This is a genomic window from Natrinema limicola JCM 13563, assembly GCF_000337475.1.
Classification (GTDB): Archaea; Halobacteriota; Halobacteria; order Halobacteriales; family Natrialbaceae; genus Natrinema; species Natrinema limicola.
Genome location: NZ_AOIT01000015.1, coordinates 14,231 through 29,488 on the forward strand (window position 1 = coordinate 14,231; position 15,258 = coordinate 29,488).

Annotated in this window: 15 protein-coding genes; 8 read left to right on the top strand and 7 right to left on the bottom strand. The window is 64.6% G+C overall.

Translation table 11 applies throughout. From position 1 onward, the window contains the following. Positions 1-172 precede the first annotated feature (172 nt). From C476_RS01500 to C476_RS01520, 5 genes are all read left to right on the top strand, one after another. A complete protein-coding gene (locus C476_RS01500; RefSeq protein ID WP_008009150.1) occupies positions 173-1,054 on the top strand; it encodes a coiled-coil protein in 882 nt (293 codons plus the stop codon). A gap of 444 nt (positions 1,055-1,498) precedes the next feature. After that, positions 1,499-2,845 carry a carboxylate--amine ligase gene (locus tag C476_RS01505; RefSeq protein WP_008009151.1) on the top strand — a complete coding sequence of 449 codons (1,347 nt, stop codon included), beginning with the start codon at positions 1,499-1,501 and terminating at the stop codon, positions 2,843-2,845. Positions 2,846-2,942: 97 nt separating this feature from the next. Continuing rightward, positions 2,943-3,938 carry a signal peptide peptidase SppA gene (gene sppA / locus C476_RS01510; protein WP_008009152.1) on the top strand — a complete coding sequence of 332 codons (996 nt, stop codon included), beginning with the start codon at positions 2,943-2,945 and terminating at the stop codon, positions 3,936-3,938. A gap of 102 nt (positions 3,939-4,040) precedes the next feature. Continuing rightward, on the top strand, positions 4,041-5,288 hold the full coding sequence (locus tag C476_RS01515; RefSeq protein WP_008009154.1) for a DUF373 family protein: 1,248 nt from the start codon (positions 4,041-4,043) through the stop codon (positions 5,286-5,288). A 128-nt stretch (positions 5,289-5,416) separates the two neighbouring features. Continuing rightward, positions 5,417-6,142, top strand: a complete 726-nt coding sequence (locus C476_RS01520; RefSeq protein WP_008009155.1) for a diphthine--ammonia ligase — start codon at positions 5,417-5,419, stop codon at positions 6,140-6,142. Between the two features lie 61 nt (positions 6,143-6,203). Here the strand turns inward: C476_RS01520 and C476_RS01525 are convergent, their stop codons facing one another. The 3 genes from C476_RS01525 to purH form a co-directional block, all read right to left on the bottom strand. Then, entirely contained in the window at positions 6,204-6,758 is a 555-nt protein-coding gene (locus C476_RS01525; RefSeq protein WP_008009157.1) for a metal-dependent hydrolase, read from the bottom strand. A gap of 12 nt (positions 6,759-6,770) precedes the next feature. Next, positions 6,771-6,965, bottom strand: a complete 195-nt coding sequence (locus tag C476_RS01530; protein WP_008009160.1) for a hypothetical protein — start codon at positions 6,963-6,965, stop codon at positions 6,771-6,773. 323 nt (positions 6,966-7,288) lie between these two features. Continuing rightward, positions 7,289-8,965 carry a bifunctional phosphoribosylaminoimidazolecarboxamide formyltransferase/IMP cyclohydrolase gene (gene purH, locus C476_RS01535; RefSeq protein ID WP_008009163.1) on the bottom strand — a complete coding sequence of 559 codons (1,677 nt, stop codon included), beginning with the start codon at positions 8,963-8,965 and terminating at the stop codon, positions 7,289-7,291. A gap of 177 nt (positions 8,966-9,142) precedes the next feature. Here purH and purB point away from each other — a divergent pair, with 177 nt between their 5' ends. From purB to C476_RS01550, 3 genes are all read left to right on the top strand, one after another. Continuing rightward, positions 9,143-10,528, top strand: a complete 1,386-nt coding sequence (purB, locus tag C476_RS01540) for an adenylosuccinate lyase (RefSeq protein WP_008009165.1) — start codon at positions 9,143-9,145, stop codon at positions 10,526-10,528. Between the two features lie 111 nt (positions 10,529-10,639). Further along, on the top strand, positions 10,640-11,062 hold the full coding sequence (locus C476_RS01545; RefSeq protein ID WP_008009166.1) for an EamA family transporter: 423 nt from the start codon (positions 10,640-10,642) through the stop codon (positions 11,060-11,062). Continuing rightward, positions 11,062-11,478: an EamA family transporter gene (locus C476_RS01550; protein WP_008009168.1), complete on the top strand. Its 417-nt coding sequence runs from the start codon at positions 11,062-11,064 to the stop codon at positions 11,476-11,478. Before C476_RS01545 ends, C476_RS01550 begins: the two co-directional genes overlap by 1 nt. Positions 11,479-11,499: 21 nt before the next feature. On the opposite strand, the gene C476_RS01555 is transcribed toward C476_RS01550, so the two are convergent. From C476_RS01555 to lysA, 4 genes are all read right to left on the bottom strand, one after another. Continuing rightward, positions 11,500-11,712: a YgaP family membrane protein gene (locus C476_RS01555; RefSeq protein WP_008009170.1), complete on the bottom strand. Its 213-nt coding sequence runs from the start codon at positions 11,710-11,712 to the stop codon at positions 11,500-11,502. A 123-nt stretch (positions 11,713-11,835) separates the two neighbouring features. Further along, on the bottom strand, positions 11,836-12,999 hold the full coding sequence (locus C476_RS01560) for a M20 family metallopeptidase (protein ID WP_008009172.1): 1,164 nt from the start codon (positions 12,997-12,999) through the stop codon (positions 11,836-11,838). Beyond that, on the bottom strand, positions 12,996-13,826 hold the full coding sequence (gene dapF / locus C476_RS01565) for a diaminopimelate epimerase (RefSeq protein ID WP_008009174.1): 831 nt from the start codon (positions 13,824-13,826) through the stop codon (positions 12,996-12,998). The genes C476_RS01560 and dapF overlap by 4 nt, the downstream gene beginning before the upstream one ends. Positions 13,827-13,830: 4 nt before the next feature. Then, positions 13,831-15,168, bottom strand: coding sequence for a diaminopimelate decarboxylase (lysA, locus tag C476_RS01570; protein WP_008009176.1), 1,338 nt, complete (start codon positions 15,166-15,168; stop codon positions 13,831-13,833). Positions 15,169-15,258: the final 90 nt, after the last annotated feature.

Consider the following 15,258-nt stretch of genomic DNA (forward strand, 5'->3'; position numbering starts at 1 on the left):
GCTCGACGATCGATGACAGGAAATCTTATTCACCGAGGTTTCGCAGATCGTGAGCAGCCGCTTCGACCAGTTGATCGAGAGTTAGTGAGTCATTCGCCGAGCCGTCGGCGAGCGCTTACACAGTCGGTCGACTGGTTCCCCGGTGCGGGTATGGCACAGAGGTTTGACTAACATGGTAGACGAATCGAAAAACATCGAACTGACAGAGGACGACCTCGAAAACAAATCGAAAGGACAGCTCATCAAGATGGCCGGCCAGCTGCGAGACCGGCGAAACGAGCTGAACCAGATGGCTTCCGAGCGCGCATCCAAGCGCGACGACCTGAACGCGAAGACTCGCGAGAAGGTCGACAAAGCCCAAGAGCACCGCGAGAAACGCGACGAGCTCAACGAGCAGGTCCAGGAGCACAAGGAAAGCCGCAACGAGCTCAACGCCGAAGCCAACGAGCTGTTCGACAAGGTCGAGCAGCTCAAGTCGGACATGGAACTCGACGAGGGCAAGGACTTAGAGGAGCTCGAAGAAGAGATCGAGCAACTCGAGTTTAAACAGCAGACCGAGGTTCTCTCGAGTGAAGACGAAAAAGAGCTGATCGAGAAGATCGAGTCCAAGCGCGAGGAGTACGAAGAGCGCAAGCAGAAACTCGACCAAAACGAGGATCTCGAGGAGCTCGTCGAGGAAGCCGAGGAAGTCCGATCAGAAGCCTCCCAGCACCACCAGAAGGTGACGGAGCTGGCGGACAAGGCACAGGAACATCACAATCAGATGATCGAGGCCTACCGCGAGGCCGACGACATCCGTGATGAGGCCGACGAGATGCACGAGAAGTTCGTCGAGGCCCAGGAAGCCGCCGACCGCCACCACGAGGACTTCGTCCGCGTCCAGAAGCGCCTGCGCGAACTGGACAAGAAAGAGGAAGAAGAGCGCAAGTCCGAGCGCGACAAGAAGAAAGAAGAGGCCAAAGAAGAGGCCGAGGAAATCTATCAGAAGTTCAAGGAAGGCGAGACCCTCGACACCGAGGACCTGATGAAGCTCCAGAAGACGGGGCTGCTCTAGATCGATCCCGTCTACCTCGATTTTCTCCCGATTTTCGGGGTTTGAACGCGGTCGTATCGCTGTTTTCTGCGTCGCCACATCGAGAGCGGATGCCAGTTGCGCGTCCGACTCCCTGACGACCACTGCGTCTCGTGTGCCGGCCACGCTCGAGTCCGTCGCACGAGACTGCATGCCAATATGGTTGTAGCCTGTTACTATTCGAACGATCGGCAGGGGGTAGCAATGGCTTACGATGGAACGACCGATGGTCGACAGCCCGAATCGGGGTGGCTCAGGGCTCGAGTGAGGCGACGATCGCAGACGAGCCCTGCTGGTGAGGAGTGGACACGCGAGTATCTGTAGTCGGTACCTATGACCGTCCAGTCGGGACTCGTTCGGTGGCGACCGCGATGGGATGTAGTATTCGATCTATAACAATGGAAGAGGGGCCCACAGCCATCGCCTATGGAACGACACAGGGACGACGCGGGCGTGGTCGTGCCGGGGATCGACGCGCCGAGTACCGTCGCGTGTCTCCGCTCGCTTCGACCGCGCGGTATCCGCACGATCGTCGGCTCGGAGTCGCGGTCGACGCCGGCGGCCACGTCTGCCTATCGCGACGAGTTCGTCGGACTGCCGGACCCGGAGACGGACCTCGCTGCATACGGTGACGCTTTGCTCTCGCTGGCCGAGCGGCCGGACGTCGAGACGATCATCCCGGTTCGCGAGGAGGATATCTACGTGCTTGCCGAGCGAAAAGACGCGTTTGCGGACGTAATCGCGACGCCGTGGCCGGACTTCGAGACGCTTCGACGCGTCCAAGACCGCGTCGACCTCTTTGCAGCCGCCGATGCGGCTGGGGTTGCCGCTCCCGAGACCGCGCTGCTCGATCAGTGGGACGACTGGGACCGGGAGACGATCGTCAAACCACGATACACCGTCGCATCCTCCACCTATCTCGGCGCGCGGTTCGACGACGCGGAGATCGGCTCGACGGAGTACCAGCGACCGGGTACTCAGCCGGATCCTCAGGCTGCTCTCGAGCGGCGCGGCCACGTTCCGCTCGTCCAGGAACGAATCCCTGACTCACGGGAGTTCGGCTTTTTTGCACTTTATGAGCACGGCGATGCGGTCGCGACCTTCCAGCACTGTCAGCGTCGGGGCTGGAAGTACTGTGGTGGCCCCAGCGCTTACCGCGAGTCGGTCCACATCCCCGACCTCGAGACTGCCGGACGCGCCCTGCTCGACGAACTCGAGTGGCACGGGCTCGCGATGGTCGAGTTCCTGCGCGATCCGGCCGACGGTGAGTTCAAGCTGATGGAGATCAATCCGCGATTCTGGTCGTCGCTGCCGTTTTCAGTTCGTGTCGGCGCGGATTTCCCCTACTACTACTGGCAGCTGGCAACCGACGGACAGCTCACGTCGGAGCCGACCTACGATGTTGGGGTGGGCGGGCACCTCTTGCGAGGGGAACTCAGTTACCTCCATAGCGTCGCGACCGAGGAGTACCCGCTCGTCGAGCGGCCGTCGCTCGGCACGGCTGCACGCGAGGTCGCCACGTCACTGGTGTCCCACCCACGGTTCGATTACGCGGTGCTCGACGATCCGGTGCCGTTCTTCCAGGACGGCGTCAACCTCGTGCAAGCGTGGCTCGACGGCCGATCCGACGGCGGCATACCGGATCAGACCGAAACCAGTCTCGAGCCCGAGTCGACGGACGACGGAGTGGAGCCGACGGAGACGAAGCCGGGGGCTGACGAGGAGTCGACACGGTCGGCCCAGACCGACGGCGGCCGGTCGCCGGACTCGTAGGCGATCGCACTGATCGATATGGGGTCGTCTGCGTGTCTAACCGCCAACGCTTAACGGGAACCGCACCCAGCTATCGGTATGACTCGAGGTGACTGCTGTGGTCAGTAGTGAGGGTATCGGGCGACTCGCGGTCGTCGTCGGTGGCGGCCTCGCGTTCGTGATTATCGGCGTCGTCCTGTTTATCATCTTCCCGGCGACGCTGACGGATCTGCTGGGCGTGATACTCGCGCTCGCCGTCGCACTCGTCGGCATCCGGCTTGCGGGCAACGCTGCCAGTTCGCTGTTTCCGGACTACGATGTCGCCGAGGTCGCCGTCGAGGGACCGATCAGCCGGGACGGCGGTGGCGGCCGCCTTCCCACGACACCGGGTGCGACGCCGGCCGACGACATCGTCGAGCAGATCGACCGCGCGAACGACGACGACAACGTCCGGGCGCTGTTGTTGAAATTAAATACGCCCGGTGGTGAGGTCGTCCCGAGCGACGACATTCGACTCGCAGCCCAGCGCTTCGACGGGCCGACGATTGCCTACGCGACCGATGTCTGTGCCAGTGGCGGCTACTGGATCGCCAGCGGCTGTGACGAACTCTGGGCCCGCGAGGGCTCGATCGTCGGCTCGATCGGTGTCATCGGGTCACGGATCAATGCGAGCGATCTCGCCGAAAAGGTTGGTCTCTCCTATGAACGCTTTGCCGCCGGTGAGTACAAAGACGCCGGCACGGCGCTCAAGGAGATGGACGACGACGAACGCGAGTACCTTCAGGGGTTGATCGACGACTACTACGATACCTTCGTCGAACGGGTCAGCGACGGCCGCGACTTGGAGCCGGGATTTGTCCGCGACACCGAGGCCCGGATCTACCTTGGTGAGCAGGCCTACGACATGGACCTCGTCGATCACCTCGGCACCCGCCGGGAGATCGAGGACGAACTGGCCGACCGACTCGACACCGACGAGGTGACCGTCGAGGAGTTCGAACCCGAGCGGCCACTGATGACTCGCGTCGGCGCGGGTGCCCAGCAAGTCGCGTACGCCTTCGGCGCTGGGCTCGCCGGCCTCGGCGATGGCCGCGGGTTCCGGCTGCGTAGCTAATCACGGAGCGATGTTCTCGAGGCGGCTGGCACGGGGTCCCCCGTGACAGGTTGGCTCGAACGAGTAAGTGGTTTTATCGTTGCACGGAATGCATCGCCTATCGTGACAACGCTGGTCGTCTGCCTCGACCGAACCGACGACGTGGGCCGCAAAACCGGTCTCCACTCGCCAGTCGTCGGCTGGGAGGCAGTCCGCGCGCTCGTGACTGACGTCGGCCTCGCGGATCCGGAGGACTCGAGTGTCAACACGCTTCTCGAGTCGCTTCGAGTCGCACAGGACTTACGCGACGAAAACGAGGAGGTCGTCGTTGCGGTCGTCTCGGGGGATCACGAGTCGATGGTGTCGGCAGATCGAGCGGTCGCCGCACAACTCGACGATCTCATCGCCGACTACGACCCCGATTCGGCGGTCGTAGTGACCGACAGCGCCGAGGACGAACGGCTGATCCCGATCGTCGAGAGCCGCGTCCGGGTCGATTCCGTCGACCGGGTCGTCGTCCGCCAGGCCCGGGACATCGAATCGACGTACTACCTGCTCAAACAGTTCCTCGCCGACGAGGAACTCCGCCAGACCGTCCTCGTCCCGATCGGGCTGACGATGCTCGTCTTTCCGTTGCTTGCGACCACCGTCGGTCCCGCGAAGGGAGCGGCCGCGATTACGACCGTCATCGGCCTCTTCTTGCTCTACAAGGGGTTCAACATCGACGAACTCCTGACCCGCTTTGCCCACCAGACGCGAGAATCGCTGTACTCTGGCCAGGTGTCCGTCGTTACCTACGTGGTCGCGGCCGGCTTGACCTTTGTCGGCCTGTTTGCCGGCGCACTCGGCGTCTCGAGCCTCGGTGACACGCCCGGTGTGGTGCTTCCGGCGACACGGTTTGCCTTCGATAGCATCCCCTGGCTAGCGATGGCTGCGCTGACCGCAAGCGCCGGTCGGCTGCTCGACGAAGTGATCGGCGATGAACCGGTTCGACGGTCCTTCCTCAACCTGCCGTTTATCGTCGTCGCCGTCGGGCTGGTAATTCGTGGTTTCTCTGCATACTTCCTCGAGCAACAAGGCGTGATCGAGCCGTTCGTCGTTTCGGCGTACGAATTCGGCGTCTTCTCGAACGAGCGGTTCGTGATGGTCGCCGGCGAACGACTCGCGCTGTTTGTCGTCTCGGCGCTCGTCGTCAGCCTCGTCGGCGCGCAGGTCGCGTCGTCGCTGAGTGAGTCACACGGCGGCGATCGAACCGATGGCGGGGCCGACGCGACGACCGACGCGGGAACTAGCGCACGTTCTGATCGGTCCGATCCCGAACTCACGGACGGCGGTGCGAATACGGCTGCAGATCCCGACCGCGATCGCTAATACTGTCGGCCAAAACGGATCACACATCGATCGAACGTGAGACACGATCGAGCGTTCATTGACTGTTGTCCGACAGTATACCAACCCGAACTCGGTATCCCTTTACCCATCCCTGCCGATCACCTCACATGAGCGACGCAGACGGCGCGTGGGTGAGTCTCTTTTCGGGTGGCAAGGACTCAGCGTGGGCGCTGTACCAGGCCATCGAGCGCGGCTTCCCGGTCGAACGGCTCGTCACCGTCCACCCTGCGGGTGACTCGTATATGTATCACGTCCCTGCAACCGACCTGGCCGCGCTGGCGGCCGAAAGCATCGGGATCGAACTCGTCGATGTCGAACCCGACGATTTCGGGGCCGACGCGGTGACCGACTCGAGTGCACAGGGCGACGACGAACTCGAGCCACTCGAGGCCGCCCTCGAGGAACTCGACTGTGACCTCCCGGGCGGTATCGCCGGTGTTACGGCTGGGGCCGTCGAGAGCGAGTACCAGACGAATCGCATTCAGGGGATGTGCGACCGACTGGGCTGTGAGCTGTTCGCCCCGCTGTGGCAGGAAGACCCCCACGAGTTGGCCGACGCGATGCTCGAGGCGGGCTTCGAAATCATGATCATCCAGGTCGCAGCTCATGGCCTCGACGAGTCGTGGCTCGGTCGAACGCTCGACCGGGAGGCACTCACCGAACTCGAGGCGCTCAACGAGGAGTACGGCGTCCATATTCTGGGCGAGGGCGGCGAGTTCGAGACGCTGGTTGTGGATGGACCGCATATGGATCGGCGGATCGACCTCGAGTACGAGACGGAGTGGGACGGAACCCGCGGGCGGTTGCGGATTACGGACGCACAGCTGGAATAAGCGAACGTCTCCCGCGAGTGAACGGATGCGCGGTTGGAGTAGCGGAGTGGAGTTGGCCTGTTTACTGACTGATCCCGTAGCGAGTCTCGAGCGGGGCGCGCTCGTGTCTGGCAAGAAATACGTGGAGCGCGATCGCGACGGCGAACAGTCCGAAATTCCAGACCGGCGAGTTGTAGTAGATCACGTCGATGATCACTGGTTTCGCGTACAGCGGCCAGAACGGCTCGAGCGGGGCGGCGATGTCGGGAGCCGAGAGGAGGTCCGCGAAGATGTGGCTGATTCCACCGAGGGCGAGCCCACCAGTCGCGAAGACGAAGACGACCTCGCTCGTGATGTCGGTGCTTCGGATCCAGCGGGTAGCGTTAATCCGGGGAGTGAGCCACTTCGAGGCACCTGCGCCGACGAGGACGCTTGCCAGCGCCACGAACAGCAGGGTGTGAGTGATGCCGTGGTGGGTGATCGGGAGGACCTGCTGCAAGACGAGGTCGGTGTCCGGGAGCATCGCAGTCGCCAGCGCAAAGCCAGTAAACCCCAGCGCACCGCGTTGGCCCCAGACGAGCCACGCCGGAGCGGCAAACAACAGGGCCATTCCGAGGTGGCCGGTGACGTCGACCATATGAGTGGACGGTTATCGGAACCGCCGGACGAGCCGGAGGAGCACTGACACTGCTGTCCCGAGGCCGGGAATGCGAGACGAGAGCGCGGCCGCACCGAGCAACAGGAGACCGCTCTTTGGTCGTCCGCGCCGAAACGCCAGCGCGCTGTCGATCAGTGTCGAGACGATGCTCAGCTTGTTCGCCGTCCGTGAGTTGACGTTCGTCATCGTTCTGTTCGCCGAGATTGGCACGTCACGGGTAAGTACGACACCGCTGCAACAGCAGGCTCACAGGACTTCGCTCTCACACTGATCAAAAACTCTCGAGCAAAACCGCTCGCTCATTTCATTCGCTCACGGGAACACCGTGCTCGATTACCGCACTAATCGTGCTTGAACGAGCGCTGACCCGTAAACGCCATCGCGGCATCGACCTTTTTCGAGGAGGGGTTCGCGAACGACGTGAGCGAACCCCTCCTCGAAAAATCTCGACCAAAAAAGCCGCTCGCTCATTTCATTCGCTCACGGGAGCGCCGTGCTCGATTACCGCACTAATCGTGCTTGAACGAGCGCTGACCCGTAAACGCCATCGCCATGTCGTGTTCGTCTGCAGCCTCGATCACATCCTCGTCGTTGACCGAGCCGCCGGGCTGGACGACTGCCTCGATGCCCGCCTTCGCGGCCTCTTCGATGCCGTCCGGGAACGGGAAGAACGCGTCCGAGGCCATGACCGCGCCCTCGGCGTCTTTGCCTTCCGCGTGCTCGTCGGCTTTCATCGCTGCCAGCCGAACCGCGTCGACGCGGGAGACCTGTCCCATCCCGACGCCGACCGTCTCGGTGCCGTCCGCGAAGAGGATCCCGTTCGATTTCACGTGCTTGAGCGTTTGCCACGCGAAGACCATCGACTCGAGTTCCTCCTCGGTGGGCTCGCGCTCGGTGACGACCTCGAGATCATCGACCGAAATCGACTGCAGGTCCCGTTCCTGGACCAGTCGGCCGCCGACGAGGTCCTTTTCCGTGAAGCGCTCGGTCTGCTCGCCGAGCGCTCGCGGCTCATCGCCGCTCGCATCCGAGGCGCTACGCGCCTCGCGGCCCACGTCGAGCACACGGAGGTTCTCCTTCTCGCAGAGTACCTCGAGTGCGTCGTCGGTGTAGCCGGGGGCGACGACGACCTCTTTGAACGAGTCGATGATCTGTTCGGCCGTTGCAGCGTCACACTCTCGATTGAGCGCGACGATACCGCCGAAGGCGCTCATCGGATCGGTCGAGAGGGCCTTCTCGTAGGCCTCGGCCAGCGAGTCCGCGGTCGCACAGCCTGCGGGGTTGGTGTGTTTGATGACCGCCGCCGCGGGCTCGTCGAACTCCTTGATGAGGTTGAGCGCGCCGTCGGCGTCGTTGTAGTTGTTGTAAGACAGGGCCTTCGCGCCCTCGTTCAGTTGGTCGGCGTGGACGACGCTCGCCTCATCGCAGGTGTAGTCGGCGTAGACGGCGGCGTCCTGGTGGGGGTTCTCGCCGTAGCGCAGCGTATCCGCGCGGTCGCTCGCGGTGAGCCGCCGGGCTGGCAGCCCCTCGGCGTCAGGTGCGGTCGGCGTATCGGCGTCGACCGTGACCTCGCCGGCCTCGAGATCGATCTCGAGTGCGTCCTCGGCGACCCACTTCACGGCGCGGGGATACGCACGGAATTCGCCCTCGTAGAGGACGCGTTCTTTCAGGGTGTCCTCGTCGTCGCCCTCGTAGACGGGGATCGGCTCCTGGGTGACGATCGGGCCCATGTCGACTTCGTCCTCGACGACTGCGCCGTCCTCGTCGGTCGCGTCGGTGACGACGTGGACCGTACAGCCGGTCACCGACACGCCGGCCTCGAGCGCGTCGCCCCAGGCGTCCATGCCGGGGAACGACGGCAGCAAGGCGGGGTGGACGTTCAGCGTCGTCGGTGCCTCGTCGAGGAACGTATCCGAGAGGATCCGCATGTAGCCGTCCAGACAGACGAGGTCGAACTCGTACTCGCTCAGTGCCTCGAGCACGGCCTCCTCGTGCTCGCGGCGGCTCATGTCCTCGGCGAGCGGGACGACTTCGGTGGGAATCCCGCGTTCGGCTGCGGCCTCGAGTACCGGTGCGTCTTCGGTGTTCGTCAGAATTACGGCGAACTCAGCTCCGCCCGGCTTTCGGTCGGCGATGTTCAACAGGTTGCGCCCTCGGTTGCCGGCCATCCCGGCGATTCGCGTCATGGTCGAACCCGCGCCCGCAAGCGGCAAAGTGGTTGCGGTCTCGAACACCGAGGTATCCACATTCGTGTATTATTCTGACTGTATTTCGCCCCCGATCCGCAGAGGTATGCACGCTCGTGGCATCGAGCGGCCACTGGTTTCGATACGCTTTTGCGACCCGCTGGACGAACGGCCACTATGACAGAGACCGACGCCCTGTATGCCGTTTCACCGCTGGACGGCCGATACGGTGGCCGGACCGCACCGTTGTCGCCGTACGCGAGCGAGGCTGCACTCATGCGCGCCCGCGTTCGCGTCGAAGTCGAGTACCTGATCGCACTGGCCGACTGCGAGGCGACGCCGCTGGAACTCGACTTAGAGGAACGCGAACACCTCCGCGGGCTCTACAACCACTTCGCCGAGGAGGACGCTCGCCTGATCAAGAAACTCGAGACAGAGGGCCACGCCGATTTCGAGGCGACCAACCACGACGTCAAGGCTGTCGAGTACTTCGTCCGCCACCGACTGCCCGAAAACAGCGATGCATCCGCCTGGATCCACTTCGGACTGACCAGCGAGGACGTGAACAACCTCGCCCACCGGCTGCTCATCCGCGACGCCGTCGACGAGGTGCTCCTCCCCGAACTCTACGACGTCCAGAACACGCTTGCCGAGATGGCCCGCGAGTACCGCGATCTTCCGATGCTGGCGCGTACCCACGGCCAGCCCGCGACGCCGACGACCTTCGGCAAGGAAATGGCCGTCTATGCCTCCCGACTCGGCCGCGCCACGGGCCGAATTCGACAGGCGACCGACGAACTGAGTGGCAAACTCGGCGGTGCATCGGGCACCTACGCGGCCCACGTCGCCGCTTACCCCGACGTCGACTGGCAGGCTTTCGCACAAGAGTTCGTCGAGGGCCTGGGCCTTGAGTTCGAGGAGCTTACGACGCAGGTCAACCCTTGTGACGATCTCGCGGCCGTCTTCGACGCGTTCCGCGGAGCCAACGACGTCCTGCTCGATCTGGATCTGGATATGTGGCTCTACGTCTCCGATCGCTATCTCGGTCAGGAGGCCGTCGAGGGCGAGACGGGCTCGTCGACGATGCCCCACAAGGTCAACCCGATTGACTTCGAGAACAGCGAGGGTAACCTCTCGAAGGCCAACTCCGATCTGACCTTCCTCGCGGACTACGTCACTACCTCCCGGCTCCAGCGCGACCTCTCCGATTCGACCGTCAAGCGTAACATCGGTGGTGCCTTCGCCCACTGTCTGATCGGCTACGGCAAAACCGCCGCCGGCCTCTCGAAGGTCGTGCCGAACGAACACGTGATGCGCGACGAGCTCGAGTCGACTCCCGAGATCATCGGCGAGGCCGTCCAGACGATCCTCCGGCGCGAGGGTCAGGCCGACGCCTACGAGCGTGTCAAGGCCGTCACCCGCGGCAAGGACGTTACGATCGAGGACTTCCGCGAGATGTTCGACGACCTCGACGTCGACGAGGACGCCCGCAAAGAACTCCACGCGCTGACGCCGGCAGGGTACACCGGCGTCGCGAGCGAACTCGTCGACGACCTCGAGTAACCGCGAGCGCGTTTTCCGTCAGTTCCGATCACCAGTCCCACCCCCAGTCTCAGTTCCGGAATCCGGTTCCGGGACCGTGACAATATTAATCGGTCTTATTCGAGGGAGTGTATGGAGTATCTTCTCTGGGTGATCGTCGCGCTCGTTGCCTACGGCCTGATGGCACCGCTGACGAGCGTCGTGACGACCGACGTGCCACCCGCGGTTGCGCTCTTTCTCTCGACGACGATCTTTCTCTGCCTGACGGCGGTCGTCCTCGTCGTCACGGGAACCGGCAGTCTCTCGGACGTCACCAGCCCCTCGGCGGGGATCGTCTACGTCGCCGGCCTGTTCCTCTCCGCCGGCATCCTCGCGTACTACCAGGCGCTCGAGCGCGGGCCGGTCAGCGTCGTCGTGCCGATCTACGGGCTCTTTATCGTCGGGAGTTCGATCATCGGGATCGTCTTTCTCGGCGAGGACCTGACCGCGACCCGCGCGGCCGGCATCGTCGTCGCGGCGGCCGCGATTTACCTCGCTGCAGGAGGTGAGGAGTGATGCGTCGCTATCTCTCCCTCTCGCTGTTCGCCTGTCTGTCCTACAGTTTGGTCGCGCCGTTGCTCTCGATCGCGATGCTCGAGTTACCCAGCACGCTGGCGGTGTTCCTCTCGAACTCGGTGATGTTTCTCACGGTCGGCCTCGTGATCCGCGCTCGCGGCCTGTCGGTGGGGCCGTATCTCCGCCACCCGCGTACCCCCTACATCCTCGCGATGGGCGTCCTGCTGACGATCGGGCTGTTGACCTACTACCGGGCGCTCGCGCTCGGGCCGGTCAGTATTGTCGTCCCGATCTACGGGCTGTTCATCGTCGTCAGTTCGCTGGTCGGAATCCTCGCCTTCGAGGAGACCGTCACGCCGCGCAAAATTGCCGCCATTGCGCTGAGCGTGCTGGCAATCGCGCTGATGTCCCTGTGATCCTCGTCGCGGTCGGCCCAATCACTCCGTCGTATCGACGCCAGCGGCGTCATTGATCGGGCACTTCTGGGTCGTTCCGGTCACTAGCAAGATCGCGCCGATGAGGAGCGCGATGACCGCGGTCACGATTCCGACGGCCCAGTAGCCCATCAGCGCGGCGATACCCGCTAACACAGCGATCGCGCCAATGACGAGCCGTCCGGTCCGATCGATTCCGCCGACGTTCTTTTGCATGGCATTCACCCACACTAAATTAGGTTCCAGTTGACAAAATCGTTCGGTGTACCACGCGAGCGGTACGTCTCGGCGAGAAACAGGTCGCGATCGGATACCGAAGGGGCCGTCCGTCTGCTCCGGTTACGCGACCAACGCCGCGAGCGTCTCCTCGAGCGCCTGCGCCGCCTCGCGGACGGCCGCGACCTGCACGTACTCTCGCGGGGCGTGGGCGACCGCGCCCTCGTCGTCGGCGAGGACGCCGGGGCCGAAGACGACCGTTGGAGCGTCCGCCGCAAAATACGAGGCCTCTGTGGCCGCGGTGAACGGGCGCACGTCACCGCCGGCCGCGTCTGCGAGCGTCCGAACGACCGCCGCGTCAGGGTCGGTGTCCCAGGCCTCGAGAAACGGCGTTGGCCGGTCGGTAAAGCGAAACTCGAGACCGACATCGTCGGGAACCGCGGCCCGCAGATGCGCTGTCAGCGCCTCGTGGAACTCGTCGGCGGTCTCGGGCGGGACGCTCCGCCTGTCGACCGTCAGCGCACAGTCGGCCGGCACCTGATTGGTCGCCTCGCCGCCCTCGACGACGGTCGGGGTCAGCGTCGCCGCGCCGAGTTGCGGGTGGGTCGGCGGTGCATCGTCGCGCTCACCGAAGGTGCGGATCGCCGCGAGAGCGTCCTCAAGCGCCGCGACCGCGTTGATACCGGTGTCGGGTTCGGCGGCGTGGGCGTTGGCCCCCGAGAGGTGGATCGTTCCCTGAAACCGCCCTTTCGCAGCCGTACAGACATCGAGGTCGGTGGGTTCGCCGACGATCATTGCGTCCGCGTCCCGCGTGGGCGCATCGTCGCCAGAGACCAGCGCGTAGGCCCCCGTCGAGAGCACCTCCTCGTCGGGGGTAATCGCGAGCGTGACGCGGCCATCCGTTGGCTCGACGGCGAAAAAGGCAGCGAGCAGCGCCGCGAGCGGCCCTTTCGCGTCACAGGAGCCACGGCCCCGGATCACGTCGCCCCCGTCCGCTTCGGGACCGTCCGCGTCGCGCTCGAAGGGCACGTGTGGGGACACCGTGTCGATGTGAGTGTTCAACACGACGTGCGTCTCGGCGTCACCGCTCGGCTGTCCGCGACTCGCCAGCACGTTCCCGGCGTCGTCGACGCGGGGCTCGACGCCGTGGGCCTCGAGCGTCTCACAGAGATACTCGCGCATCGGTCCGACATCCTCGTGGGACGGGTGCTGGACGGCGGCCTCAAGAAACCCGATGGGGTCGAAGGCGGCGCTCGCGGCCCCGTCAGCAGCGCTGTCGCCCGTCATGATTCGACCGGCGACTCGAGAGTCACTTCGCCGTCGAACTCGTGCTCGACTGGCCCGGCGAGTGTCGGCCGGCCGCGCTCGTTGAAGCTCACCTGCAGGTCACCGCCCGGCGGATGGACGTCGACCGGATCGGCATCGGTGAGCCCGAGTCGGCGCGCCACGACGGCGATGGCGACCGCGCCGGTGCCACAGGAGTCGGTTTCGCCCTCGACGCCGCGTTCGTAGGTGCGCTGGTCGAAGCCACCCTCGCCGTCGGGGCTGGCGATGGTGACGTTCGTCCCTTCCGGGAAGACGTCGGCGTGGCGTACCGGCGGCGCGACGGCCTCGAGGTCGACCTCGTCGACGTCGTCGACGAAACTCACGGCGTGGGTGACGCCGGTGTTGACGACCGAGACCTCGAGGCCCTCGATTTCCTCCTCGAGGACCGGCTCGTCGGCGTCGACCGGTACCTCCTCGGGGTCGAACGTGAGGTCGGTCATCTCGACGACGACGTTTTTGCCGTCGCGGTCAGCCCGCAGCGTGCCAGCCTGGGTGTCGATCATCACGCTGTCAGTCCCAGTTCGCTCCATGGCCCACTCGGCGGCACAGCGCGCGCCGTTGCCACACATCTCGGCTGTCTTGCCGTCGGGCTGGAACAGCGTCATGACGACGCGTGGTGGGTTGAAGTCTTCCTCGAGCGCGAGGAAGAGCACTCCGTCGGCACCGACGCCGTCGGTTCGGTCGCACTCGCGTTTGGCGAGTGCGCCCCGATTGGGAACGTGTTCGTTCGCGTGGATGATCAAAAAGTCGTTGCCGGTGCCGTGGTACTTCTGGAATGGAACAGTCATCGTGCTATCGTACTCGTTGGTTGTCGGTGTCGCTCGCCGCTGGGTGGTCGTCGGTCTTTCGATCCGCATCGGTGCCGCCGCACGTCTCGCGTTCAGGTCGGGTCACGTCGTCGACCGTCTCACGACGGCGAGCGAGCCGTGCATCGCCGTCCGCGAGGATGATCGATGCGGGCCGGGGTCGGGAGTTGTACTGGTTCGCCATCTCGTAGCCGTAGGCCCCCGCGTTGCCGATCGCGAGGACGTCGCCGCGTTCGGTTGCCGGCAGTTCGCGGTCAGCACAGAAAACGTCGCCGCTCTCACAGATCGGGCCGGCGACGGTCTGCGGGATCATCTCGCGCTCGTCGGCGTCCAAATCAGCCGTCAGGTTTCGGATCGGGTGGTAGGCGTCGTACATCGCCGGTCGAATCAGCGTCGTCATCCCCGCGTCGACGCCGACGACGGTCGTGTCGCGGGCCGCCTTGATGGTGTTCACGTCGGTCAGCAACACGCCCGCGTCCGCGACGAAGTAGCGGCCGGGTTCGATCGTCAATCGGGCGTCGATCTCACCGAGTGCCTCTCGCGTCGCGTCCGCGACTGACTCGAGGTCTAGCGGTTCCTCGTCCGTACGGTAGGGCACGCCGAAGCCCCCGCCGACATCGACGAACTCGAGATCGCCGACAACGTGACTCACTTTCCGTGCGAGATCACCCATCCGCGCGACGAACTCCCGGTGATCGTCGAGCTGGTCGCTCGAGACGCCCGAGCCGACGTGGGAGTGGATCCCGACGACGTCGAAGCCGCGACCGGCGGCGTCTGCGAGCACGTCGACGGCGCGCTCTGCGGGGACGCCGAACTTCGCCGCCGCGCCGGTCTGCACCTTCTCGTGGTGGCCGGCACCGATACCGGGGTTGACCCGCAGACAGAGCCGGCCGTCGTAGCCCCGGTCGGCGAGCCGGTCGATCGTGTCCTCGGAGCCGACGGTGACGGTTAGGTCGGGATGCTCCCGCCAGGTGTCGACGATCCAGTCGAGGTCCCGGGCCGGCGGGTTGACCGCCGTGTAGTGGACTTCGGAGCCGGACGCGCCGGCCTCGAGCGCTCGCTGGACCTCGCCAGCGGAGGCACACTCGAGGCCGGCCCCCTCCTCACGCAGCGTTGTGAGGACGTCGCCCAGCGCGTTCGCCTTCACCGCATACAGGATGTCGGCGTCGGGAAACGCGGCTGCGAGCCGCCGGTAGTTCTGGCGGACGCGCTCGAGATCGAGGACGTACAGCGGCGAGCCGTAGTCGTCGACGAGCGTCTGCAATTCGGCCGCATCCCACGCGGAGAGGCGGCGGACGGACGGTGAATCCCCAACGTCAGTCATTACCACGTTCAAGTGACCGCGAGGATTCAAGGGTTTGGGTTCTCGATCGCTGTTCGTGTTCCGTGAGCGACTAACGCTACTGCAACGGCC